Genomic DNA, 26,893 nt, shown 5'->3' on the forward strand with positions numbered 1-26,893 from the left:
TTTAATCAATGAACGAAATATGATATTTATATTCAACTTAGTTTTCAAAATTGATAGATAACCGACAACGATAAATTGCGTCCGGGTTGATAACAACGACTGATTTCGGTTACCTCTTTCTTAGCTCCATCTGCGTAGGTTACGTCAGCAAACTGCTTATAATACACTTTCTGTGCTAACAAGTCGCGCACTCCTAACTTAATTTCCCAGTGATTACCAAACTTTTTAGAAGCCGTCAAATCAATAACATCTCGTGGCATCTCATAGCTATCGGGCACGCGAGCATTGATATTGTCGCCCGAAGTGGTGCCTTCACTACGTCCCACACCTATGATACGTTTGCCTATGCGATTGTATAACAAGGCGATGTGCATTTGGTGCGCCTCGTTCTTGTAGAATATTCCTGTGTTAATCAGATAAGGTGACTGCCCTTGCATGGGTCTATCTTTTTCCTTAGATCCCTTTTCAAACTGCACACTACTCTTAATCAAAGCCCCGTTGAGTGACCAACTGAAATGAGGAAGTCCGATGAAATCAAGCGTTTTCTTGATGTCCAATTCCAGTCCATAATTGTTGGCAGCCAAGGCATTGATGTACGAATAATTCAAATCTGTACCTCCTGTCACCGTATAGGTCCACTCAATAGGATGCTTAAAGTGTTTGTAAAATGCTGCTACAGATATCTGTTCGCCTCGGCTTGGATAGTATTCGTATCGCAAATCGATGTTATCCACATACGCATTTTTTAAGTTAGGATTGCCTTTTACATCGGAAGCTAAGTCGAAATCATAATATACTGACGACGACACCTCACGAAACTCTGGTCGGTTGATGCTTCTTCCATACGACAAACGCAGTTGATGTTGATCATTAAACTTATAAGTGGTGTTGAGTGAGGGAAACAAGTCGTTGGTTTTATAAAATGTACTGACATGACTAACTTCTGTGTCACGTGTATTTGATACCAACTCCATGTTGTTATGTTCAAATCGGACACCGGCGTAGATACCTAACTTGCCAAAGGGGAGAGACATTGCCAAGTATCCTGCGCCTAATGTGTTGTGTCCGATATAGTCGTTGCGCATGTGCATCTGCTCCAGCAAGTGCAACTTGTCCACACCAAAGTAAGAGGCATCACTCAGCAGGGTTGGCATCTCCATGTACCTGAATCCGTCTGGCATGTTGTTGTTAGACGTGTTCCAATTGTATATCAATTCGCGAGTGGTGTAATCGCGAGTACGATATTCGCCATACGCACCATACTTCAAAAATGGCTCCCATTGTCCCCAATTAAAGGTAAACTTATCGTTCACACTCCCCGACACAATGTGCTCATCCAACTGTGTCCACTCACGTGACACATCGTTTCCTGTCAACAACCCTAACCGATTGGTCTCAATGGCATCGTTAACCAAATAGCGTCGGCGGTCGGGAATGTGCCGATTGGCGTATGCGTAGCCCACATTCCAGTCCAACTCGTGCGCCTTGAGCGTATGCTTTCCGGTAAGCTGTGCATTATAGGTGGTACGACTACGATAATAATATTCTGCCGATTGCTCATTGTTCGACTGTGCGCTGATGCCGTTACGCTCGGTATAGCGATTGTTGCCTAGTTGGTTAAAAATATTCTTCAATTGGTATTTGTTTTTCCCATTTTTCGACATGAGCGTAAGATTGAACATGCTACCCAAGCGCACATTATTGTTAAACTGGTTGTCAACCGATTGGCGCAGATAGTTCTCACGGTCGTTCTGAGCGTCATAAATGCCAAACAAGTTGTTCTCCATGTCCCGATAGGTTCTGTATTCGTTACTGTAATTCAACACGACAATCATCCCCAGCCTGTACCGATTTACATCCCATTGGTGATTCCAATTGGCAGAAAGTTTCAAATCTCCCAAAGGTTTCTTCGTCTTCTCGTGCCAGTCATTGTTCAATCCGTTATCCAATAAGCTAATCGCTTGGTCTGATAGGGTTTTAAGTTGACTGTGAATACCACCGTTTAACGAGCGCAAACCGCCATCAAATCCAAGAAAATCGGTATTTGAACCTTTGGCATAAGTAAAGTCTTGAAATGCCGACTGTGTGTTCCAATTGCCTCCTAAGGATAGCGAGAACGAGTTTTCTGACGGTATCTCCTTTGTGTTCAACACGATAAATCCACCACTATAATCAGATGGATATTCGGGCGATTGGGTTTTTACAATCAATAAATTGTCTATTTGTGAGCTGGGTACAATATCAAACGAGAAAGCCCTTGAATCGGCTTCACTGCTGGGAACGGCACCACCATTCACCCATACATTATTATAACGCTGAGACAGTCCGCGCACCATGACGAATTTATCTTCTATCAAACTCACGCCTGGTACACGCCTGATCACTTCACCAGCATTTGAGTCTTGCGTGCGACGAATCTCTTGTGAAGAGATGTTACTCATCACATACGGACTCTCCTTCGCCAACTGCACCATGGCAGTCTCGGTGGTTTGCTTGACGGCAGCCGTTATCTGCACTTCTTTCAGCGTCTGCTCGTCAGCGTTCATCTCTACCATTAAATCGGTTGTTCCAACCTTTACATCTCGAACTGTTTTAGGTTGATAAGCTACATAGCGTATCACTAATGTATAAGACAGTTCCTGTAAACCTGATAACTTGAAATGCCCATCAAAGTCGGTCACACCCATTGGCTTCTTCCCTTCAATCTCTATGGTGGCTCCAATGAGAGGTTCCTTTGACTTGGCATCAACAACAGTTCCCATAATTTCTTGAGCCGTTAAGTGTAGACTCATCATCAGTAGTAGCAAAATGACTACGATTCCCCTTTTTTCCAATTTCATTTATTTTCGAACTTATCATTAACGCTGCAAAAGTATCACACAGATATTGCATTCGTATTTCGTCACTATGAGAATGGTGTGACAACTCTGTGACGACTTTTATTACACTTATTTCGATTGTATGACAGTACTGCTATCCCAAGTTGTTTGCCCGCTCTTCTTCAAGCCTTATTCCTTTCATCCTCTAGCGTGTGATGCGCTTGAGAAGAAATTGTGGAGCATGAATTTTTGAATATTCAAAAATTGGACTAAATAATACTAAAATACTTGGTTCGTAAAAGATATTTAAGTAACTTCGAAAACAAAACACAAAATATTGCGCATGAAAATGTCAGATAACAACTATTGCGTCATTCTTGCTGGAGGAAAGGGAAAACGCCTTTGGCCCTGCAGCAGAGAGAAAAAGCCTAAACAATTTATCGACTTTTTCGGTACGGGTCGCACTCTGCTTCAACAAACCTACGACCGCCAATTAAAGATTGTTCCCACAGATCATATCTTTGTTTGTACCAATCAGGCTTATTTACCATGGATACGAGAACAGCTACCAGACTTGACGGAAGAGCAAATCTTGGCGGAGCCTATTCATCGAAATACGGCACCCAGTGTAGCATGGGCTGCACATCGCATCATGCGATATAATGAAAATGCCAACTTATTAGTAGTGCCGTCTGACCAAGTGATACAAAACGAAGAGGCTTTTGTGGATGATGTTCTGAAAGGGTTTGACTTTGTAGAACAACAGGCAGGACTTCTCACCTTGGGCATCAAGCCCACTCGCCCCGAACCAGGATATGGCTATATACAATTAGGTGAATCTGCTGGAAACAATGTGCATAAAGTGCAGTCGTTCACAGAAAAGCCAGAAAGAGAATTTGCCAAAATGTTTGTAGAAAGTGGCGAGTTTTACTGGAATACGGGTATGTTCATGTCGAACATTAAATTTTTGTCGGCATGTTTAGACCGTTTGCTCCCCTTTGTCTTAGGAAGTCTTGATCAGATGAATCCACAATGGACCATTGAAGAAGAAAACAAGTTTATTCACAAGAACTATCCACTCTACTCCAACTTATCCGTAGATTATGGTGTTTTGGAGAAATCGGAAGATGTTTACGTGATGAAATGTTCATTTGGTTGGGCAGATATTGGCACGTGGCACAGCATCTACGAATCCATGCAGAAAAGCGAATCGGACAATGTCATTATTGATAGCAATGTGATGCTTGAAGCCTGTCAGAACAATGTCATCAAACTGTCGAAGGGTAAGTTAGGCATCATTAACGGTTTAGACGGCTACATCATTGCCGAACACGACAATGTACTGCTCATATGCAAGAAAGAAGATTCCTCGGCATTGCTGCGGAAGTACGTTAATGAGGTGCAAATCAAAAAAGGCAACGAGTATCTTTGATAACTTTGCGCAACAAGTAGGCGTTGTAAATCTGTCTGCTCACCATGTCAAAAGTGTGCATAAATGGAGGGACTGAGATGCTTTATTTTTTATGAAAAATATTAACATCGGCTCAAAATACGAGCGTATTTGCAACCAACTCATTAGTTGGTCGCAAATACGCTAAAAATATAAAACTCTTATTGTCAGTGCGTTATGCGATTGACGCACTATGTCCCTTTTATTAACTCATTACTTTAACCTCGCTAAAGCATGTACTTTGTCTCCTTAGATGCATGATATTGCACTGTTATCTCATGTTTCAAAGCACATTAACCCAATGAGTTATTGGAAAAAGGCGAAGAAACGACGCATTTGAAGGGTTGTTTACCGCTTTCAAACGCCATTATTTTTTCTATTTTGCAAATACAAAATTTTGAAAAAATAGGACATTTCCCTCCTTTTACTCGCTACAAAAATAGGCACCGCAGCAGTCGTTCAATAGACAAAAAAGTTTGGCTTCCCGAAACAAAATTGCCTTTTTGAAGTCCTACAATCTCCTACTTTAGATATTCTTCACACAAGGCGACCCACAGTGAGGCACCTATGGGAAGGATTTCCTGATCGAAGATGTACTTAGGATTGTGTACCATAGGCGTTTCACCATTACCTAACATGATGTAGCTTCCTGGTCGTTCTTGCAACATAAAGGCAAAGTCTTCACTGCTCATCAACGGCTTGCAAGGGTACACTACATTTTCCTCTCCAAAGTATTTGCGTGCCACTTCGGCAGCAAAAGCTGTTTCTTCGTGCGAATTGACAAGTACTGCTCCAGGTTGTCCCTCTTTAATTTCATACTTGCAACCAAAGCATTCTGCTTGGGCAGCAGTGATCTCACGAATACGTTGCAACACTAACTTTCGTCCATCAGGCTGCATGTTGCGCATAGACAACTTGAGTACAGCTTCGTCTGGAATAACGTTTCCTGCATTACCTGCTTGGAATGAGCCGATGGTGACCACGCCATTATTCCAAGGAGAGAGGTTGCGTGCTACAATCGTCTGTAGTGCCATCACCAAAGAAGCACCAGCGACGACGGGGTCAATGCTTAGCTCGGGCATAGAACCATGCCCACCACGCCCCATTAGACGTATCTCCCAATTATCTACCGCCGACATCGTTTCTCCATCATGGAAATGCAGTACCCCCTTGGGTAGCCCAGGTATGTTGTGTATGGCATATATTCTATCGGCATTAAACTTCTTGAAAAGTCCATCATCAATCATTGAAGGACCGCCCTGCATGGTTTCTTCGGCAGGTTGAAAATAGAAGTAAACGGTACCATTGAAGTGCTTTGTGTCTGCCAGATACTTAGCTGCCCCAAGTGCCATAGCACTATGACCGTCGTGTCCGCAGAGATGAGAAATACCGTCATGCCTACTTTTATAAGGTAGGTTGTTGACCTCTTGAATAGGGAGCGCATCCATGTCGGCTCTAATACCTATTTTCTTCTTTCCATCGCCATGACTTAATACGCCTACCACGCCCTCAATGCCATGTTTTCCTACATGCTCATGAACCTCGTAGCCCATATTCTTTAGCAGGTCGGCAACATACTTGCCTGTATTTACCTCTTGGGTAGATAGTTCAGGCTCTTGGTGCATGGCTTCCATCCACTGTTTCATCAGTGGCAACATAGCAGCCAATTCCTTCATTGGTTTTACGTTCATTTTACTCATATCTTTGGAAGACGATTACTCGCTACGATCAATTACGAACTTGAATGTTTCTTTCTTGCCGTTTTCGTACTGCTGACTGGCGATATAGAGTCCGTTTTTGGAAGGGGAAGTAATCTGCGTTCCATTTGGAAGATAATAATGCGTTGCTACGATGCGTTGCCCCTTTCCTCCACGTTTTGCTACAGTTTTATCAATACCTGTGGGGTCTGTCGTCGTCAGGCGATAGGTCGCACCCTTGGAGGTATTGAATGTAATTTCGTCATCGCTTACCTTGGTCGCGGTTACTTTGTTGCCCTGTCCATCAATCAGAGTGAAGCCAGTGGCAATCTTAGGATATTTCACGGTAGCTTTCTTGCCAGCCTTGGATACAATGTCGATGGACACCGCCTTGTTGTTCTTCCACTCAATGGATACTTCAAAGTTGTCTACGGCGCAAAGCCCCTTTACACTTCCGTTTTTCCACATCGATGGTAGTGCTGGTAGGATATCAAGTTTTCCGAGATGACTCTGCAAGAGCATCTCCGCCATGCCTGCACATGCGCCAAAGTTTCCGTCAATCTGATAAGGTGTGTGAGCATCCCATAGGTTTTCGTACACGCCTCCTCCTTCACTGTTGCCAGTGTTGTCTTGGAAATGCAGCGCTGTCTTCAAGAGGCTTTGGCACACGTTGCCGTTGCGCGCTCTGGCATGTAGGTTCACTTTCCAACCCATAGACCAACCCGTACCTGCATACCCTCTCGTTTTGAGTGAGTTGATCGCAGCTTGATATATTTTCGCATCAATTTCCTGACCTATTTGGTTGCCCGGATACAGTCCCATGAGATGCGACATGTGTCGATGCGAATTATAGGAAGGAACAGTAGCCTGCGACGTGTACTTCCATTCGCGCAAGAGCGGCTTCCCGTTCATATTTTCTATCGCCAAACCAGTATCCAGTTTTTTAAACTTATTGTTCAAGTCCTTGAGGAAGGTGGCATCCTCGTTAATACCCAACTCTGCTATCGCCTGTAAGGTGTTGTTGAACAAGTCCCAAACCAATTGTTGTGAGTGCGCAGTAGCATTCTCGCTTGCAGGACCATGCTCGGGTGAATACTCTTTAGGACACTCGTAAGTGCCGTCGGCAGCTTTCACCAATCGTTGCAACCAATATTCAGCGCATGAGCGCATGGCTGGATAAGCAATATTTTTCAGATAGCCTTTGTCCAACGTGAAACGGTAGTGCTGCCACAAGTGCATGCAATACCAAGCGTTAGCAATGGTATAATTTTGCATCCAATTGGAGCCTGACCCATAAATGTTGTTTTCGGTTGTCAGCGTCCAACCTACTGTTTGTCCTGCAATCTGTTGAGCGTTAGCTCGCCATTGCGGACGCTCGCAAGCCTCGCGGTGTATGTACTTCAAGAAAGGAAGATGCAACTCACTGAGATTGGTGATTTCAGCAGGCCAGTAATTCATCTGTACATTGATATTTGAGTGAATGTCACTATTCCACGCAGGATTGTTGACGTTGTTCCAGATACCTTGCAAATTGCTTGGCAAGTCAACGCCTCGGCTGCTGCTAATCATCAGATATCGACCGTAGCAGAAATAAATTTCCTCTAACAGCAAATTGTCTGCCGGACTTATGGCAAAGTCGTCAATGAGCTGTCGTGTCGTTACGCTTGGCATCGCGTTCGTGATGTTGAGTTGACAACGGTCATACAAAGCCTTATAGTCTTCTACATGCGCATCACATATCGCCGCATAGCCTTTGCTCAAGGCTGCATCTACAACGCCTGTGACATGCGAAGGCAGCAAAGCTGCATCAGAGATATATTCGTCATTGGAAGCGTCAAAATTGGTAGTGCCATAGAGATAGATAAACATCTCATCAGCATTTTTCACGTCAATGCCACCATCTTTGTCGACGGCAATCGTTCCACCCTTTGCTGTAACGTATGCCTTGCAATAGTAGGATTCGCCTTTGGGCGTGCCCGTGCGTGGCACTTCGCCTTGGAAGGTGATGACGCCAGTGGTGCCATTCATGTTATAGGTAGGCGTTTTTCCGTTTTGGTTGAACAGAATGATATTGTTACTAATCTTTCCCTTCTCGCTGGCTTTGTAATGTATGGCTATCACCTTGTCGGGGTACGAACAAATGTACTCTCTTTGGTAATCAACACCGTTGGCAGTGTATGCTACCCCTGCCTTTGATTGGTCGATATCCAACCAACGACGATAATTGGTCGCTGCGTTGAGACGGCTGTCTGTTGACGTGATATATAGATTTCCAAAGTTCAGGTATGAGCCATAGTTAGGATTGCCCACAACTGCTCCTACATGACCTTTCCACAATGTCTTGTCGTTGAATTGCACTTCATCTCTCTTCACACCTCCCATGACACAGCCGCCAAACTGTCCGTTACCAATCGGTAAAGTGGAAGTCATCCATACGGTGGCAGGCTTTGTGTACCACAGCGTGTGTTTGCTTGCGGGCTTCCATGTCGCAGACCCCGTTAGGGACACTTCGTTGATGGAAGTAGGCTTGGCATCATTGATAACCATGTCGTTGATAGCGACAAATTGCAGAGGGTTGTTCGGATCGCCTTGAACCCATAAACCCAACTCGCGACCAACACCAGCTCCTCTCCATTGATTCAGGAAAGTTTGTCCGCTTCCTGCGGTGGAAATCTCGAAGCCTTGATATTCTCTGTTGGTGGTTTTCAGTATTTTCAGATCCTTGACACCATTGGGCTGCGTGCCAGCACAAAAGAAATTGAGCGAAGTATTATAATACAGCGTTTGTCCTGCTGCATTAACAATGTTATAGTTATCGCCTTTCTTTATTACTTTCCACGTTTGCTGTTTCTTCATGTTTGCCACAGGAGTGGCGGTTTGCACCTTACTGCCATCGCCCATAGAGGTGATGACGGCTTGACCTCGTTGCATCTGAATGTAATAGTACACTTCGTTGCCACCGGTGCTAACGGTTGGCATGGAGGGTTGTGCAAAGGCAAGCATGCTAACAAGCAATGCTGTTAGCGTTGTAAAAATCTTTGTCATATAGGTTGTAGTATTTGTAAAGAATGATACAAAGTTATACAAAAAATAGGATTTTTACGCTCAATCGTGCAAACAAATACAAAATCCTTTCTTTTTGATAAGGCGGAACTTTAGCTATTTCTCCAAAAGGGGAAAGGTGAGCAGCCATGATTTCAGTAGCATGGTTTGAATGCTCCCTTCCCTTTATGTTAAGCAGTTTTGATATTAAGAATACACGTTTTACACAGTGGACGTTGTTTCACAGAATTCGCAGAACCTGCAAATATCCTCATCTCACGAATGGGATATGCGCAGTTGGCACGTTCATTCCCTCCAGTTGCAACTGCACATCAACTCCTCGCGCATCTTCCTCTTCCCATGCAATGACAACTGTTTTGCGTTCATGTGGCATCAAATGGAAATAGTTGTCGGTATAGTCGACTGGCAAAATCTGTTCGCCATCGCTACCTTTTAATTGCAAACGAATGAGCATGGCAGGCGTATCAGTGGGATTGTACAGTTCTACCTTCACCTTATTTTTATCCTTGACAAATGTCACAGCAGGCTTAACAGCGGGCAAAGAGTGCAAGGCTTGGAAGTTGCCCTCATCGGTAGAGCAAACATAAAAATTGTCAGATAACAACCTGTTTTGTGCATCTAATAGCGACATCTTCAAGTAATAGACCGTACCACGGATAGCAGGCACATCGATAGCCATGCACTCTACGGTTGTATCGGGCTTGGTTTCTATCCGCTGTTGATATTTCACGATGGATTTTCCCCACATGTCCAGCACCTCACATTGCGCTGTCAAGCTGTCCTTCAGCATTTTATGAAGATTGACAACCTCCATTTTTCGAGTACTTGCATTCCATTGTATATGCAATGGTTCACATGCCTTTTTCACGCCAAAGTAAGCAGCTGTCGGCTCGAGGTAATAATCGTAGGTCTGCCATGTCATGCTGGGCCAGCAAGGATGACTCATCCAAATGAGCAGTCCTAAGCGGTGCTTGCTGCCCGATTCGAACATGGCACGATAACCATTATAATTCACCCATTGCGCAAGTTTGGTAAACTGATGTACGTCTCCAATCACGCCAAAAGCCTTTTCAATAATTCTATTAAACGATGCCCCACGCTGCGCACCCTCCAATGTATAGTCGTGCTTGCCCCATGCATCGTTTTGAGGCCACAGATGATGAGGAGAAAGTGTGCGGCAAAGACTCTCATAGTTCATCACGTTGGGCATTCCGCGCTCCGTGTGCAACTTGCCTGTTTGCTTTTCAAAATACTCTTTTTCTGGCAAAGCCCAATAAGGACCGTGCCCACTGACGCCCTCATCCGCCGAACTGGAGATGTATAACATGTCAGGGTGCATGGTATTTACGATTTGGCGAAGAGCAGTATCGAGCGTCTTAGGTGGAAATCCCTCGTTTCGTCCACAGTACAAAGCAATGCAGGGGTGATTGCGAATGCGATAAACATCGTCCTTCGCATTGTTTAAGAACATCCGCTCATCCTGTGGATCGGGACCGTCAGAGGGGTTTGCCAACCAGAAATCTTTCCATACCATGATGCCGTAGCGGTCGCAAGCCTCGTAAAACTCATCATTGCCTGTTTGTCCTACCCAATTGCGTATCATATTGCAATTCATGTTGCGATGGTATTTTACAGCCGCGTCGTATTCGCGTGCCCTGTAGTTAAGGTTGCTCTCGCTGAAGCCCCAGTTGCCCCCAAGTGGAATAAATCGTTTCCCATTAATATATAAGGTAAGGCGTGTGTCTGCGTCTTTATAGCTCATCTGGCGAATACCTGCCTTATAATGTAATGGTTGAGAGCCACCATCGTGGGCTTCGAAGGTGTAGCCCGCATCGTAAAGATATGGCTCTCCGTAACCATTAGGCCACCACAAACGGAAGCGTTGCCGCTGCAGTTGCGCATAATCCGTTGGTAAGAAAGTGGCTTCTATGGTGGTTGAGGCAGGAATGGTGACTGGCTTTTCAAACTTGACCGCTCCTATCCACCCTTTTAATACTCCATGAATGGGGTGTTGCTGGTTGTTGGTAAGGCGGACAGAGGGCGTCACCGTTGCCAACGTATCAGGCAAATGAAGACGAGTGGTGACCACGGCATCACTTAATGTAACACACCCCTCTGCAGTTAAATACACATGATTCCATATCCCAATGTTACGTCCACGGACTGTAGAAATCCAATCCCACCCAATTGTGGCATGAAAAGTAGGGTTGTCCGCCCCCAAGATTCCTCCATTAAAGTCGGTGTTGAGTTGGTTTTTCTCCTTCACTGCGCCAGGATGTTGGGTCTTGATAATCTCTACAGCCAACACATTTTTGCCCTCTCTGAGCAGGTGCGTAATCTCTGTTTTACTGCGTATGAATGCGCCTTCTATGCGATTGATGCGCTTTCCATTTAGATAGATGTTAGCTTTCCAGTTAATGCCATCAAAATTAAGAAATACAGCTTGCCCTACCATCTCTTTCGGCAAGATGAAAGTTCGGCGATACCAAAAGTTGGAATTGAAGAACGATTCAGATACCATAAACAACTGGTTGTCTCTATTGGGATGAGGTACAGCCTCTATATTGACATAGCTTGACAGCACCGTAGCGGGTACTGTAGCGGTTATCCAGCCACTATCATCGAAGTTTAGACTTGCTATTTGTTCACCCACAGCATGTACTTCTGAAGCTCGTTGCAACCGCCAGTTTCCACCATTCAGGCTCCATCTATTGTCTTGGTAAGTGCTTTCGGGATAAGGTTTAGCTGTAAGTCCGCCCCTACCCATCACCTCTATTTCGCTCAACACAAACGGCTTGCCATTCTTCGATGCAGTCATTTTCACTTTTATATAGCGTGCCGTAGCTTTACAAGCAATGGTTTCTTGTCTTTGTACCCGTTGCTGAAGAGTGGCAATGTGCTCCCAATGCTCATCATCTTTTGACACCAGCACCTCGCCACGTATGGCTTTGTTGAGCCAGTGCAACTTTATTTTGTCGAAAGAGGCTTGCGCTCCTAAATCCACTTTTACCCATTCATCGCTCGGAGTAGCACTCATCCAAGCACTACGAAAAGCTGCAGAAGGCAATACATCTGTGACGGGTGTGCCATTTTGGGCGAAGTTAAGTTGATTAAGCGTCCAATGTGCAGCGCCTGCCATTTGGAGTTCCAAGCGCAAACCGTATAGACGGGGCACTTTGCTATTTAATCTGAATGCCATTTTCAAATTACGTGTAGGCAGCAGTTCGGTGTCAGTTACCTTGTTAGGGTCGCTATGCGCCTTGTATCTGGACGCCACCCCTGGCAACGAGTCGGCTGCTTGCTGCGCCACGACCTGCCATTTTCCCCTCTCATCACAAGCCAACAATCTAATCTTATAACCGCTGGTTGCTTGTTGCTCGTGGTAAGCCACTCGAGCAACGATGCTTATTTCGTTGGCAGTAACATGCATATTGTCCCACTGGTATTGAATGAAAGCCTTACTTCCCAGCAGGATATTTCGCGTATATTCGCCTCGGTCGATAGCCCATTCGCGTTCTCTAAGGGGCAAAATGCCTTGATTGGTTGTAACTGTGAGCCGAGAAGGCATCGCACGAGTGATAATACCATCGGTAATGAGTTGTGCCGTGAGATTGTAATCATAGCTCGAAGAATGGTACGCCTTGCGATGCAAAGCTATGTTGCGGTACGTGTTGTCCTGCACTAACGTAGGCACATAAGCCTCTTGCACACGCCCCGGATAAATGCCAATGCCACGAGTATAGGTTTGTGCAAAAGCAAATTGTACCCAAAAAGTCATCGTTACCAAAAAGCCATAAAAATACCTTGAATGCCGTATCATATTGTATGTCGTTGAAAATTGATTGTTGATTGTTTGACAAAAATAAGCATAATGTACAAGAACACAAAAGGTTAACTCAAGAAAATAAGTTAACCTTTTACACTATATCGTTTTATTGAAAGTCAAACAGTATCCTTTTTGCAAAGGTAGATAGATTTACAAATCTATTTGCTTCAAAATCTTATGGGTAGCACCCGTCTTAGATTCCACATAACTACCAGCCGCATCGCCACTCAATCGCAAATACTCTTGCTGAGTCATGAACTGTTGCATCATACGTGCAAACGAAGAACTGTCCGTGATTTCAAACCCTCCCTTCGCCTTGATTAGTTCTTGCGCTTCTTGAAAACGCTGATGGTTAGGTCCAAAAAGAACGGGCATTTTCCATACGGCGGCTTCTAACACGTTGTGTATTCCTACCCCAAAGCCACCACCAACATATGCCACTTCACCATAATGATAAACACTCGATAGCAGTCCGAAGCAGTCGATTAACAAGCATTGAGCTTGTGCAGCTTCTTCGGGGGTTGTTGCGGTGTAACGAACCGTCTTTCCCTTGCATTTTTCTTCGATACGTTTCAAATGCTCTTCACTGATAACATGGGGGGCAATGATCATTTTCCAGTCCTTACATTCATTCATGAAAGGAATAAAAATATCCTCGTCTGGCGCCCAACTTGAGCCTGCAACAAACACTTTTTTATCTGCTTTGAAAGCCTCAACTATCGGGAGTTGCTGAGCTTTGTCTTTGATTTGCAACACTCTATCAAAGCGAGTATCGCCTACGACATCGACCGTATCTATCCCTATCGTGTGAAGCAAGTGCTTGCTCTTTTCGTTTTGAACAAAGAAATGCGTAAAACATCTCAACACTCCTGCATAACTTTTGCCATACCAACGGAAGAAAATTTGATGCTCTCGGAAGATACTACTCACACTATACACAGGCACATTGCGGTGCTTGAGGATGTGAAGATAATTGTACCAAAATTCATATTTAATGAAGAAAGCCATGCAAGGATGCACCGCTCGCAAAAACCTACGGGCGTTGCGAATGGTGTCTATGGGTAGATAGCACACGATATCGGCATACTCGTAGTTCTTTCTTACCTCGTAACCCGAAGGCGAGAAAAAGGTAAGTAGTATTTTGTATTCGGGATATTCGCTCCGTATACGTTCTATCAAAGGGCGACCTTGTTCAAATTCTCCCAACGATGCGGCATGAAACCAAATGTACTGATGATTGGGATTAACATTCTTTTTCAGAATGCCAATCGCTTCGTGTTCACCTTTCCACATGGTACGCACTTTCTTGCTGAAAGCACTGGCTACAGCAACACCAAGTAAATAGATATAGATAGCTACTTGGTAAACAACGGAAATTGGTTTTCTACTATCCACCTTCCTTATTCAGAAGTTGATTGAAGTGTAGGAATGACTTCAATGGCTTTATGTAACCGTTTTAACGTCTCTTCCTTTCCGAGGAACGCAGAGATGTCAAACATGCCAGGACCTTTGCCTATTCCTACCAATGTTAAACGAAAGGCGTTCATGACATCTCCCAATTTATACCCTTTGTCTTCAACCCATTTCATGACTTTCTCTTCCTGATTCTCCAACGAGAAGTCGTCTAAACTTTCCAGCAAAGCAGCCAATTCCGTCATTTGCTGAACAGAATAGTCTTTCCAACGCTTGCGAACTGTCTTGGGGTCGTATTCTAACGGAGCCACAAAGAAGAACGAACATAAGGGCCACAATTCCTTCACAAAGTCGACCCGGTCTTTCATCATGTGTACTACCTGTGTGATGCGTTCCAACGATTCATCAACCCCATTGTTGGCAACAATAGGCGCAAAGAGCTCAGCAATCTCATCATCACTCTTCGACAAGATGTACTCGTGATTGAACCAGATACCTTTTTGATAATCAAACTTAGCACCTGCCTTGGAACATCGTGTGATGTCAAAGGCGTCTACCAACTCATCAAGACTAAAAAGTTCTTGATCTGTACCTGGATTCCAACCCAATAACGCCAAGAAGTTAATGACTGCTTCGGGGAAATAACCACTTTCACGATAGCCAGACGATACCTCTCCCGACTTTGGGTCGTGCCATTCTAAAGGGAAGACAGGGAAACCAAGCCGATCACCGTCACGTTTCGACAACTTTCCTTTGCCTTCTGGCTTTAAGAGTAACGGCAGATGAGCAAACAGGGGCATGGTATCCGCCCAACCAAACGCTTGATACAACAAAACGTGTAACGGTGCGCTGGGCAACCATTCTTCGCCTCTAATGACATGAGTAATCTCCATCAGGTGGTCGTCTACAATGTTTGCCAAATGGTAAGTTGGCAATTCATCGGCACTCTTGTAAAGCACCTTATCATCAAGGATGTCGCTTTTAACCATCACTTCGCCACGTATCATATCTTGCACGTGCACTTCTACTCCGGGTTCTATCTTAAAGCGAACCACAAATTGTTCACCATCAGCAATGCGTTGGTCGCACTCTTCCTTACTCATTGTCAAAGAGTTGCGCATCTGTGTCCTCGTATGAGCATCATATTGGAAATTGTCTATTTCCTTTCTCTTTGCATCCAATTCTTCTGGTGTGTCAAAGGCAATGTAAGCCTTGCCTTCCTCTAACAACTGTTTGACATACTTTTTATAGATGTCTCTCCGCTCACTCTGACGGTAAGGACCATGCTCACCCCCAAAACTGACGCCCTCATCAAACTGAATACCCAGCCATTTGAAGGATTCCAAGATATATGCTTCGGCTCCTGGCACAAACCGATTGGTGTCGGTGTCTTCGATTCTAAACACAAAATCGCCGCCATGTTGACGCGCGAAGAGATAATTATACAATGCCGTTCGCACTCCGCCAATATGCAGAGGGCCCGTAGGACTTGGTGCAAAGCGCACACGTACTTTTCTTTCTGCCATTCTTAATAAATGAAGATAAGATATATAAATATGTGTAAAAACAAGCCACGCTTTAACAAGTAAAGTCTACCTGCTTATTTTTTGATTCACGTTATTTTTTGCAAAAGTAATCTTTTTTTTGCATTATAGCGTATTTTTTTTGTATTTTCGCATAATGATTATAGTAATCACATTTTTTTCTTACTTCAATGAAAGATAGAAACTTAAAGGAAATAACAAGCCTATTCTTATCATGAAGAAGTGACTTTATCAACTCAACCAAAGAATTTGCATCAGCATGAGCAACTTTAATTTTAAGGAATCCATACAGTGGCGTAACCTATTTACACGTAGTGCTTTAATTCTCATCACCGTAGCACTCATCGTTTGGTTGTTGCCAAGAAATGCAAGTCAGCAATTTCATTATGACATCGACAAGCCATGGATGTACAACTCGTTTATAGCAAGTTTTGATTTTCCTGTTTACAAGACAGATGAAGCCATTCAAGAGGAGAAAGATTCTTTGCTACAATATTTCCAACCCTACTTTAATTATCGCACACAAGTTGAGAAACAACAGATTGATCGCTTCAAGAACGATTTTAAGGTAGGCATTCCAGGTCTGCCCACAGTGTACCTGAACATTCTATTGGATCGTCTCCACCGCCTATACCAGCAGGGTATTATCAACACACCTGAGTACAATCGCTTTGGAAAAGACTCCACAAGTATGGTGAGAGTGGTGAGCGGAAAACAGGTGCAAAGTCTCCAAATTAACTGTATCAACTCTACACTCTCGGCTTATGAGCAACTCTTTAACGACGCAAAGTTGATGCCCTACCGACAATTACTACAACGCTGTAACCTCAACGAATATATCCAACCCAATATGGATTATGACAAAGAGCGCAGTGAGACCGAACTTAACGACCTTCTCAGTGGGATTGCGATTGCCAGTGGAATGGTAATTAGCGGACAAAAGATTATTGACCGCGGTGATATTGTCAACGAATACACCTATCGAGTACTCAATTCTTTTGAGCGGGAGATGCAACGTAGAAACGTTTCGGCTGATGAAATGAAGACTACTTTTTACGGGCAATTGCTCTATGTCACCATACTTGTGCTGCTATTTACGATTTATCTTTCTCTTTTCCGCAAAGACTATTTTAACAAGCCAAGCAGCATCACCATGCTCTATGTACTTGTGACGATATTTCCTATCATCGTATCGTTAATGATTAGGCACAATCTTTTTAGCATATACATTCTACCATTAACCACTGCAGCCATTTTTGTGCGCATGTTCATGGATTCCAGAACTGCATTCGTTACACATTGTACTATCGTTCTTATCTGTGCTGCGGCTGTGAAATATCAATATGAATTTATCATTATGCAAATTGTTGCGGGTATGGTAGCCATCTATTCGCTGCGCGAACTCACACAACGCTCACAGGTATTCAAAACAGCTATCTTGGTTGGGCTGTCTTATATCGCTGTTTATTTTTCGCTACAACTCATGCAAAACAGTTCGCTCAACAAGCTCGATGCAGACATGTATTACCACTTTGTCGTGAATGCCGTACTGCTACTATTGGCTTATCCTTTGATGTTCATCATTGAAAAAATGTTCGGCTTCACATCTAATGTTACCTTGTTCGAGCTGTCCAACACCAATAGAGGTATTCTACGCAACCTTAGTGAAATAGCCCCAGGCACTTTCCAACACTCCATCACGGTAGCAAACTTGGCTGCAGAGATTGCTAACAAAATCGAAGCCAACAGTTTGATGGTTCGTACAGGAGCGCTCTATCATGACATTGGCAAAATGACCAATCCTGCATATTTCACTGAAAACCAAGTAGGAGCCAACCCACATATAGGGTTGTCGCCTAAAGAGAGTGCACGAATTATTATCAGTCATGTTACAGAAGGAGTAAAACTCGCTGAACAAAATAACCTGCCGTCGTTTATCAAAGATTTTATCTTGACACACCATGGCACCAGTACGGCAAGTTATTTCTATATACAATATAAGAATGACCACCCTGATGAGGAAGTAGACCCCGCTCCTTTCAGTTATCCGGGTCCTAATCCCTTTACGCGTGAGCAGGCTATCCTCATGATGGCAGACTCGGTAGAGGCTGCTTCACGGTCGTTGCCAGAATACACCGAAGAGAGTATTACCGAACTTACCAATCGAATTATTGACGGACAATTGTCACGTGGGGCATTTGTCGATTGTCCTATTACCTTTAGAGACGTTTTACAAGCCAAACAAGTGCTCATAGAAAGATTAAAAGCTATATATCATACTCGTATTTCCTATCCTCAAGAAAAAAAGTGAGAAAGAAAAGTTTCCTTTGTACAAATGGGTAGGCGCATATGTCAACGAGAAGTAAATTGATGTAGTTATCTCACTCCATCAATATTTATGAAACATCACCTAATAATCAAATTTGTTGCACAAACCAAATATTTTGTGCAACAAAACTCTTTATTTGTGTTAATATATTTTAAGGAATAGAGGACTTTTAAGGAAATCCTGAACAAGTTAAATACTTTTGCAATCAAATTTATAATAAAAAAAATGAAAAAAGTAATTTACGTAATTTCAGGATTATTATCCATTTGTACAGCAGTGAATGCTGGTGGTCTTCTTACCAACACCAACCAAAATATTGCTTTTAATAGAAATTTTGCGAGAGATGGTGCCATTGGTATAGACGGTGTTTACGCTAACCCAGCTGGCGTAGCCTTTTTAAGTAAGGGGTGGCACTTATCATTCAATGCTCAAAATGTATATCAGTCGAGAACTATAAAAAGTGGCATGACAATTCCTTCAATGGAAAAGACTCCTTTTTATCAACCTTTCAAACTCAATGGAGGTAACGAGAATGGAATTAAAGAATATACAGGAAATGCTGCCGTACCAATACTCCCTTCTTTACAAGCAGCACTAAATTACGACAAATGGGGCATACAGATGGCATTTGGGCTCTTTGGTGGTGGAGGCAAAGCCACCTTTAATGATGGACTTGGCTCTTTTGAACGTCAAGTATCTGTTATCCCTGCATTATTAGCTTCGGCAGGGCTGACCAGTAAAACACCTCACTACTCAATGGATAGTTATTTAAGTGGTCAGCAATACATCTTTGGCGTTCAGTTAGGAAGTACTTATAAGATGAACAAACACCTATCCGCATACGCTGGTATGCGTATCAATTATGTCCTAAATAAGTACGAAGGAAACATTACTAACATAACAGCCGACATAGGAGGAGCTAATGTCAATCTTAACAACTATTTTGCAGAACAAGCGACAAAATTAAGAATGCAAGCAACAATGTTGAGTTCGAAAGCAACCAATCTGCCTGCTGGAGCCGAGAAAACAAAACTGGAAGCTACTGCTGCAAAACTGAATGCAGGTGCATCAGCAATGGATAGTTATAAAGAAAAAGTGCAAGATAAATACTTGGATTGCACACAAACAGGCTGGGGCGTTACTCCCATCATTGGACTAAACTTTAATTACAAGAAATGGAATGTAGGTACTCGTATGGAGTTCAATACATATCTCAACATCCAAAATGATACAAAACGAGATGATACTGGCATGTTCAAACATGGAGTGAACACACCCAACGACATTCCTGCCCTTTGGACCATTGGCGTACAATATGCTGTTCTTCCAAATCTGCGTACGATGGTATCTTATCATCACTTTTTTGACAAGAGCGCACGCATGGCAAACAACAAACAAGAACAGCTAAGTGGCAACACACAAGAATATTTGGCAGGTGCAGAATGGGATATAACAAAAGATGTAATGATTAGTGCGGGTATGCAACGTACCAAATATGGCTTAGGCGACGGAAGCTACCTTTCAGATATGAGTTTTGTCACCAGTAGCTACTCTTTTGGTTTTGGTGGTTCTGTACGTATCATGAAACGTGCACGCCTCAATGTAGCTTATTTTTGGACTAACTATGAACAATTTGATAAATCTTCATCAGAACCTTTACCCTTATTACAATCAACAAACAAAAAGATTGTAGCAAATAACACCGATAATTTTACACGCACCAATAAAGTTCTGGGTGTCGGTTTAGATATAGACTTTTAATCAGTTATAAATACCGCTTTTTATGACAAGGGAAGTACTCATTTCGAATACTTCCCTTTTTTCATTAAACTATTAAGAAACCTTTGCAATCAGAGTGTCGTTAGGCAATCCTAAATGAAAGAATTTCAGCTAATTCCCTACGTAAAGGAACAAATAACATATCACACTGACAAACAATTAGTTAGAAATTTAGAGAATGTCCCTTCATAAAAGAGCGTTTGCAGAACTGATACCACGTGGCATTAAAGGAAAATAAATGCTGAATTTTCTTTACAAAGTGCCTCTCATAACTCGCGTATAAATCACCAACGGCAAAGTTGGTCGCAAATACACGAATTATGAGCAACTTTCATAACTCGTTGTTGTTGAGTGTGTTATGCTTACATTGTCTCTTTTCTTTCGTGTTTTTACCACTTTTTGGCGATTGAAGCATTGAGATAAGCTCGCTATTTGCATGCTTTAATGCTGCTGATGCATGTGAATAACACCTCTAAAGAGTGTTTCCAAGACCGTAAAGTCAATGTTTCAGCTTAAAAAGACGTTTATTTTGTGAAAATCAGCCCTTTTTTGCAGGGCGTTTGCCTATTGATTTTTTCTATTTTGAAGATTTTAGATGACCGTTTTTTGGTAAAATAATAGGACAAAAGCAACGTATGCCGTGACCAAAAATGATTAGGATGTAATGCCTTATCTACTTGACATAGCCGCATGACTCACATAGGAGAACTGCCTTCGTTGACAACTCGCTCTGTTACTTGCTTATGCGTTGTGCCACTATCTGAATCAAGTGGAGTTAGTGGATGTATCGACTCACGAAATTGCGAACTAATTCGGAATATTCTTTGCGATGATCTTGATAGCTCTCTGCGTGCTTTGACCCTTTCCCTATCCATAGCTGTTTGGGGGCTGGCTTTGCCTTGTAAAGCGGATAAACCATCTTCGTTTGAACATAAGAATCCTTGTCGCCGTGGATAAAAAGCATCGGTTTGTGACACTTTGCAACTTGCCGAAGTGGTGAAGCCTCTTGGAACGACCACCCGTCTCTAAGTTTGTTCAGGGCACTGGCGGTGTACAATAAGGGAAAAGCAGGTAGTCCAAATTGTACCTTCAGTTCGTTCTCGAACTCGTCCCACACACTGGTATAACCACAATCTTCTACGAAACACTTAACATAGTCGGGTGTACGCTCCCCCGAGACACACATGGTAAGAGCCGCTCCCATGGAGATACCATGCACTACTTGCTCGCTATGCTCGAGCGAATCGCTGAACAAAGAGTCGGCAATCGCCATCCATCGCAGCACATCCTTCCGTTCCTTCCAGCCCATTTGGATGCGTTTTCCTTCGCTTTGTCCGTGGGCATGATGATCTGGAAGCAACACGTTGTAGCCCATCTTTGCATAGATGTGGGCTATCATCATCATATTGGCATGCGTATCTGTATAGCCATGCAACAAAATTGCCGTCTTGCGACTGGGTTGAGGGGCATAGGCAAACACGCCAAAATGCTGTTCTCCGTTTTGCATAGTCACCACTGTGTCATGAAGCAGATGATGTGTTAACAGACTATCCAACCATGGTTTGATTTCTGGATGGGTGTTCATCACATGCGCATACCGTGTTTTTTCATCCATTTGAAAGTGAGTCGGGCGTCCCAACGAATACTCCAGCATGTAAAAACTGCCGCCAACAAGCGCCAAAGGCACTATGATAGCGATAATAAGGAGACTAATTTTCAACCATTTCTTCATGTCTTTCCGTCTTGAATTGTTCATTTGAGGTGTTGATAGTGGAAAATCAAAGATAAGCAAAATAAACAAGATACACAACGATACCACTAACAGGAGACTCCGTTTTTGCATTTATTAGCACATGATAAGATGGCAAATTAAGGGTTTTCGTTTTGCCATACACCTGATTTACTGTAACTTTGCAAAAATTATGAGTACTAAAGCAATAAGAAATTTAGAGTACAATCCAGCTGGATTGACTGATGTACAAATTGCAGAGAGCAGACAACGACATGGCGAGAACGTATTAACGCCACCTCCAAGTACATCTCTTTGGAAATTGTACTTGGATAAATACCGCGACCCTATCATTCAAATTCTTTTGGTAGCAGCAGCCATTTCCTTAGTGTTATCTCTTATTGAACAAGACATTATCGAGACCTTCGGTATTTTTGTTGCTATCTTTTTTGCCACGACCGTAGGCTTTTATTTTGAGCGAGATGCAGCTAAAAAGTTCAATATCCTTAATGCATTAAATGAAGAGTCACCTGTGAAGGTGCGCCGCCATGGGCATGTGATAGAGATTCCACGACGAGATGTTGTGGCGGGAGATATTATGATTATCGAAGTGGGTGATGAGATTCCTGCCGACGGGCTGCTTCTGAAGGCTGTCGATCTTCACATCGATGAGTCTTCTCTCACGGGTGAGCCTATTTGCTCAAAGGTAGTTTTGCCAGAGGGAACGCACGATGAGGGCAACAAGACCTATCCACGAAACATGATTCTGCGTAGTTCAATGGTCATGAATGGGCGCGGAACAGCCGTTGTAACAGCCGTAGGAGATGAGACAGAGATAGGAAAAGTGGCTCGTAACTCCACAGAAACCACTGATACCAAGACGCCACTCAACAAGCAATTGGATAAGTTGGCTAAACTAATATCAAAAGTGGGTTCGACTGTAGCGATAATGGCATTCATCATTTTCCTTGTTCACGATATCATGGTGAATGATGTCGTTTGGCAAGGGCACGATTATTTCAGAATGGCAGAAGTGGTATTGAAATACTTCATGATGGCTGTCACGCTCATTGTGATGGCTGTTCCCGAAGGTTTACCAATGGCAGTAACTTTGAGTTTAGCGCTCAATATGCGTAGAATGCTCAAGAGTAACAATCTTGTAAGAAAGCTTCATGCTTGTGAAACGATGGGAGCTGTAACGGTGATATGTACGGACAAGACAGGAACGCTGACCGAAAACAAAATGACAGTCATGGAGATGAAAGGATTAACGCCACAGACTGTATCTCTCCATGATGAATTATTATGCCAAGCAATAGCACTTAATACCACGGCAGAGCTTACTGACGACAGTGGAATAGGAAATCCAACGGAAGTCGCACTGTTGATGTGGTTGAGCAAACAGGGCGTTTCTTATCAGACAATACGCGAACAAATAGAGGTCATAGCGCAGTTGCCTTTCTCGACAGAAAATAAGTATATGGCAACGGTTGCCAAGCTTAAAGGGCAGCCTTATCTGTTTGTAAAGGGAGCACCCGAAATCGTGATGAGCTTTTGTGCATTGAGTGCTGAAGAACAAGCGCAGTTACAAAGCATGCTGTTGAACTATCAACAGAAAGCAATGCGAACTTTGGCGTTTGCTTACAAACCCCTGAAAGCACCTGTACTCTCGAAAGACGTGCTAAAAGAGGAATTACATGGTCTTCTGTTTCAGACGGTGGCAGCGATTAGTGACCCAATACGTGAGGATGTTCCTCTGGCAGTGAAGCAATGCCAGAATGCAGGAATAGAGGTTAAAATTGTAACCGGTGATACCGAAGCCACTACTGTAGAAATCGCCCGTCAGATTGGAATTTGGAAAGATGAGACATCGCAAAAGGATTCCATCTCTGGTCCACAATGGAGCGCTATGTCTGATAAAGAGGCTTATGAATATGCCCCAAGATTGAAAGTAATGTCGAGAGCTCGTCCCAGTGACAAGCAACGATTGGTAGAAATGTTGCAGAAAAGAGGCGAAGTGGTTGCTGTTACCGGAGATGGCACCAACGATGCGCCAGCTTTGCATTATGCCCATGTTGGTCTTTCGTTAGGTTCGGGAACCAGTGTAGCAAAAGAAGCCAGTGACATGACGTTGTTAGATGATTCGTTTGGTTCTATTGCGCATGCCGTGATGTGGGGACGCTCGCTGTATAAGAACATTCAGCGTTTCTTATTCTTCCAACTGGTGGTCAATGTCACTGCTTTGTTATTGGTGCTTGGTGGCTCCTTTGTAGGAGTAGAAATGCCGCTTACGGTCACTCAAATTTTATGGGTCAACCTTCTTATGGATACCTTTGCTGCCATGGCTCTCGCCTCTTTGCCACCTTCGAGAGATGTGATGAAGGACAAACCTCGCAAGAACTCTGACTTCATTATTAACAAAGAGATGAGGAAAGGAATCTTATTTTGCGGTATAGTCTTCTTCGCTATTATGTTTGCGATGTTGATTTATTGTGAGCGTAGAGGTTCTGAAGGGGTAGATATTCGCGAGTTAACTATCTTCTTTACCACCTTCGTGATGATTCAACTATGGAACTTATTTAATGCAAAGACATTAGGAACGAATCATACCGCTTTTCGTTATCTTTGGAAAGACAGAGGTTTGCTCTTGGTTTTGTTCATGGTTATCTTTGGACAATGGCTTATCGTTACGTTTGGCGGAAAGATGTTCCGCACCGTTCCGCTGTCCTTTCATGAGTGGATTCTCGTTATTGGAGCTACTTCCATGGTTCTGTGGACTGGAGAGTTGTGGCGATGGATGCGACGAATAAAGACAAAAAAGGCATGAAACAGCAAATAAAGAATATCATATTTGATTTGGGCGGTGTGCTTGTGGGCTTGGACAAACATCGCTGTATCAGTGCCTTTGAACAAATAGGTGCGAAGGCTGTCGCCGAATATGTGCGAGATCATCGTACAGCAGACTTGTTCTATGATATAGAAGTGGGACAAATGACCACCGCAGACTTTTGTAAAGAGGTGCGTATCATGGCAGACTGCAACGCCAGTGATGAAGAGATTGTGTGGGCATGGAACCAATTATTAACGGGCATTCCACAAATGAAGAAGGAACGTCTCTTGGCACTGAAACCGTCCTATCGTTTATTTTTGCTCAGCAATACGAACGAAATGCATTGGAAGAAATGCGTGACAGACGATTTTACAGACGCACACATGACCGAAAACAGTTATTTTGAGCAAATCTTCTTGTCGTACAAAATGAACATAGCCAAACCGAATCGACAGATTTTTGAACGTGTATTGAACGCTGCAGGTATTCAGGCGACTGAGACATTATTTATAGACGACTCTTTGACGAATTGCCAGTCGGCTGCCCAATTAGGTATTCAAGTGTTTCATGAGACTACAGGCAATGACTGGCTAAATAAACAAGAATGGGATGAAGACAATCTTTTTGGATGAACATACACACTTAGATGAACCATGTGTAGCTACCATTGGCTTCTTTGATGGGGTGCATCGAGGACATCAATACTTGATACACAAGGTGGTGGAGAAAGCAAAACAAGCTGGCATGCCATCTGTGGTGGTGACCTTTGATCAGCATCCACGTGCGGTGTTGCAAAAAGATTATGTCCCAGAATTGTTGACAACCAATGAACAAAAGTTTGACCTTTTAGCTCGTACGGCGGTAGACTGTGTTGTTGTTCTTCATTTCACACCTACTATGGCTGCATTGACAGCACAGGAGTTTATGACTCATATTTTGCATCATCAATTGAAAGTCCGTGCTTTATTCATCGGTTACGATCATCAATTTGGATATCATCGCAGAGAGGGATTTGCAGATTATGTGCGCTATGGACAACAATTAGGCATGGAAGTGATTAGGAATGACGCCTATGTAGACGACGAAGAAGGGAAACAGGTGAGCTCTTCCATTATCCGAAAGTTGATACGCGAAGGTGAACTTCCATTGGCAAATCGATGCTTGGGTTATCCCTACACCCTGACGTCTAACGTGATAGGGGGCTTTCAAGAAGGACGAAAGTTGGGCTTTCCCACCGCAAATTTGGACATAGAGCAAATCACTCAACTCCTTCCTGCACAAGGGGTGTATGCGGTTCAAGCACAGATAGATAAGACAGGTGCATGGTATCGTGGGATGACAAGCATTGGGACACGCCCTACCTTTCATGGGACCTCTTTATCCATCGAAACAAATTTGTTGGATAACTACCATGCCAACATTTATCAACACCAGCTTTCAATTGCTTTTTATAAGCGTTTGCGTGAAGAAAAGTGTTTCAGCGGGGTGGACGATTTACGGCAGCAACTGGTGCAAGATGCCGAAAATGTGAATATGTTTTTTAATCAGTTGAACGAATAAATGAAAACAATTTTTAGAACAGTCCTCGATATTGTTTGGTACTTAGTGCTGTTTGTCTTGATACAGCTCATTGCGATGAAAATGGTGAATTTAGGGACACTGCTCGTTCATGGTATGGACTTTCAAGAAGCCTTGCGATATGCAGCTAAACATACGATGCTGAGTACAACAACTGTTATCTTGTCTTCGGGACTTTCAAGTGCATTGACCATGCTTATCTTTGGTGGATTTAAGTGGGTTCCTTTGTCTCGTTCATACGTTCAGAGTCGGCCATGGGGGACGCTATTGTGGGTGGTTTTGCTGTCTCTTGGCACGTTAATTCCCTCCACATGGATGAAAGAACAATTGGAAATAGATGTCCCTTCGGGTGTTGAACGCATGTTGATGGCTTTGTTGGGTAGTCCTTGGGGCTATCTTGTCGTAGGAGTACTTACCCCCATTGCAGAGGAAATGGTGTTTCGAGGAGCCATTTTAAGGACTTTGAGAAAATCGTTTCAGCAAACCACTCCATGGATTCCAATTGTCCTTTCAGCATTGATATTTGGATTGGCACATGGCAATCTCGCTCAATTTCCTCATGCTTTCCTCATGGGATTGTTGTTGGGATGGATGTATGTTCGCACCAATAGCATCATCCCTGGAGTCGTATTCCACTGGATTAATAATTCTTCAGTATTTATTTTGTATAACGTGATGCCACAAACAGCGAATCTTCGGCTGGTTGAAATCGTTGGCGGAAGCCAACGGGCAGTATGGTTGAGTTTGCTCTTCTCGTTATGTATCTTCCTGCCATCATTGTTTCAATTGCAAAGAAGACTGCATCCAGCTGAAGAAAAGCTAAAATAGCGAAACGC

The 26,893-nt window shown here is 43.3% G+C and carries 15 protein-coding genes; 8 read left to right on the top strand and 7 right to left on the bottom strand.

The window, feature by feature from the left end; all coding sequences use genetic code 11:
• Positions 1–44: 44 nt before the first annotated feature.
• Positions 45–2,840, bottom strand: a complete 2,796-nt coding sequence (locus DEM91_RS04145) for a TonB-dependent receptor (protein WP_249858097.1) — start codon at positions 2,838–2,840, stop codon at positions 45–47.
• Positions 2,841–3,162: 322 nt separating this feature from the next.
• Here DEM91_RS04145 and DEM91_RS04150 point away from each other — a divergent pair, with 322 nt between their 5' ends.
• Both DEM91_RS04150 and DEM91_RS04155 read left to right on the top strand, forming a co-directional pair.
• On the top strand, positions 3,163–4,251 hold the full coding sequence (locus tag DEM91_RS04150) for a mannose-1-phosphate guanylyltransferase (protein WP_249858098.1): 1,089 nt from the start codon (positions 3,163–3,165) through the stop codon (positions 4,249–4,251).
• Positions 4,252–4,578: 327 nt separating this feature from the next.
• Positions 4,579–4,776 carry a hypothetical protein gene (locus DEM91_RS04155; protein ID WP_249858099.1) on the top strand — a complete coding sequence of 66 codons (198 nt, stop codon included), beginning with the start codon at positions 4,579–4,581 and terminating at the stop codon, positions 4,774–4,776.
• 14 nt (positions 4,777–4,790) lie between these two features.
• Here DEM91_RS04155 and DEM91_RS04160 read toward each other — a convergent pair whose 3' ends face one another.
• The 5 genes from DEM91_RS04160 to gltX form a co-directional block, all read right to left on the bottom strand.
• Positions 4,791–5,960, bottom strand: coding sequence for a M20 aminoacylase family protein (locus DEM91_RS04160; RefSeq protein ID WP_249858100.1), 1,170 nt, complete (start codon positions 5,958–5,960; stop codon positions 4,791–4,793).
• A gap of 24 nt (positions 5,961–5,984) precedes the next feature.
• The gene (locus DEM91_RS04165) at positions 5,985–9,011 is read right to left on the bottom strand and encodes a glycosyl hydrolase family 95 catalytic domain-containing protein (RefSeq protein ID WP_249858101.1); all 3,027 of its coding nucleotides are present in this window, start codon (positions 9,009–9,011) and stop codon (positions 5,985–5,987) included.
• A gap of 268 nt (positions 9,012–9,279) precedes the next feature.
• Positions 9,280–12,849 (bottom strand): glycosyl hydrolase 2 galactose-binding domain-containing protein, encoded by a 3,570-nt coding sequence (locus DEM91_RS04170; RefSeq protein ID WP_249858102.1) that lies wholly within the window; start codon positions 12,847–12,849, stop codon positions 9,280–9,282.
• A 156-nt stretch (positions 12,850–13,005) separates the two neighbouring features.
• Entirely contained in the window at positions 13,006–14,250 is a 1,245-nt protein-coding gene (locus tag DEM91_RS04175) for a 3-deoxy-D-manno-octulosonic acid transferase (protein ID WP_249858103.1), read from the bottom strand.
• Positions 14,251–14,255: 5 nt separating this feature from the next.
• Positions 14,256–15,794 (bottom strand): glutamate--tRNA ligase, encoded by a 1,539-nt coding sequence (gltX, locus tag DEM91_RS04180; protein WP_249858104.1) that lies wholly within the window; start codon positions 15,792–15,794, stop codon positions 14,256–14,258.
• Between the two features lie 277 nt (positions 15,795–16,071).
• Between gltX and DEM91_RS04185 the strand changes: the two genes are divergently transcribed.
• Together DEM91_RS04185 and DEM91_RS04190 are read left to right on the top strand one after the other, a co-directional pair.
• Positions 16,072–18,123: an HD family phosphohydrolase gene (locus DEM91_RS04185; RefSeq protein WP_249858105.1), complete on the top strand. Its 2,052-nt coding sequence runs from the start codon at positions 16,072–16,074 to the stop codon at positions 18,121–18,123.
• A 243-nt stretch (positions 18,124–18,366) separates the two neighbouring features.
• Positions 18,367–19,902 carry a hypothetical protein gene (locus DEM91_RS04190; protein WP_249858106.1) on the top strand — a complete coding sequence of 512 codons (1,536 nt, stop codon included), beginning with the start codon at positions 18,367–18,369 and terminating at the stop codon, positions 19,900–19,902.
• Positions 19,903–20,695: 793 nt separating this feature from the next.
• Here DEM91_RS04190 and DEM91_RS04195 read toward each other — a convergent pair.
• Positions 20,696–21,652, bottom strand: a complete 957-nt coding sequence (locus DEM91_RS04195) for an alpha/beta hydrolase (protein ID WP_249858118.1) — start codon at positions 21,650–21,652, stop codon at positions 20,696–20,698.
• A gap of 190 nt (positions 21,653–21,842) precedes the next feature.
• Here DEM91_RS04195 and DEM91_RS04200 point away from each other — a divergent pair, with 190 nt between their 5' ends.
• From DEM91_RS04200 to DEM91_RS04215, 4 genes are read left to right on the top strand one after another with little or no spacing between them, the layout of a single operon-like run.
• Complete coding sequence (locus tag DEM91_RS04200; protein WP_249858107.1) at positions 21,843–24,476, top strand: calcium-translocating P-type ATPase, PMCA-type; 2,634 nt, start codon at positions 21,843–21,845, stop codon at positions 24,474–24,476.
• Positions 24,473–25,111 carry an HAD family hydrolase gene (locus DEM91_RS04205; protein WP_249858108.1) on the top strand — a complete coding sequence of 213 codons (639 nt, stop codon included), beginning with the start codon at positions 24,473–24,475 and terminating at the stop codon, positions 25,109–25,111. Before DEM91_RS04200 ends, DEM91_RS04205 begins: the two co-directional genes overlap by 4 nt.
• Positions 25,089–26,039: a bifunctional riboflavin kinase/FAD synthetase gene (locus tag DEM91_RS04210; protein ID WP_249858109.1), complete on the top strand. Its 951-nt coding sequence runs from the start codon at positions 25,089–25,091 to the stop codon at positions 26,037–26,039. Before DEM91_RS04205 ends, DEM91_RS04210 begins: the two co-directional genes overlap by 23 nt.
• On the top strand, positions 26,040–26,885 hold the full coding sequence (locus tag DEM91_RS04215) for a CPBP family intramembrane glutamic endopeptidase (protein ID WP_249858110.1): 846 nt from the start codon (positions 26,040–26,042) through the stop codon (positions 26,883–26,885).
• Positions 26,886–26,893 lie beyond the last annotated feature (8 nt).

Origin of the sequence: Prevotella sp. TCVGH, from assembly GCF_023522295.1 — a bacterium.
Lineage (GTDB): Bacteria > Bacteroidota > Bacteroidia > Bacteroidales > Bacteroidaceae > Prevotella > Prevotella timonensis.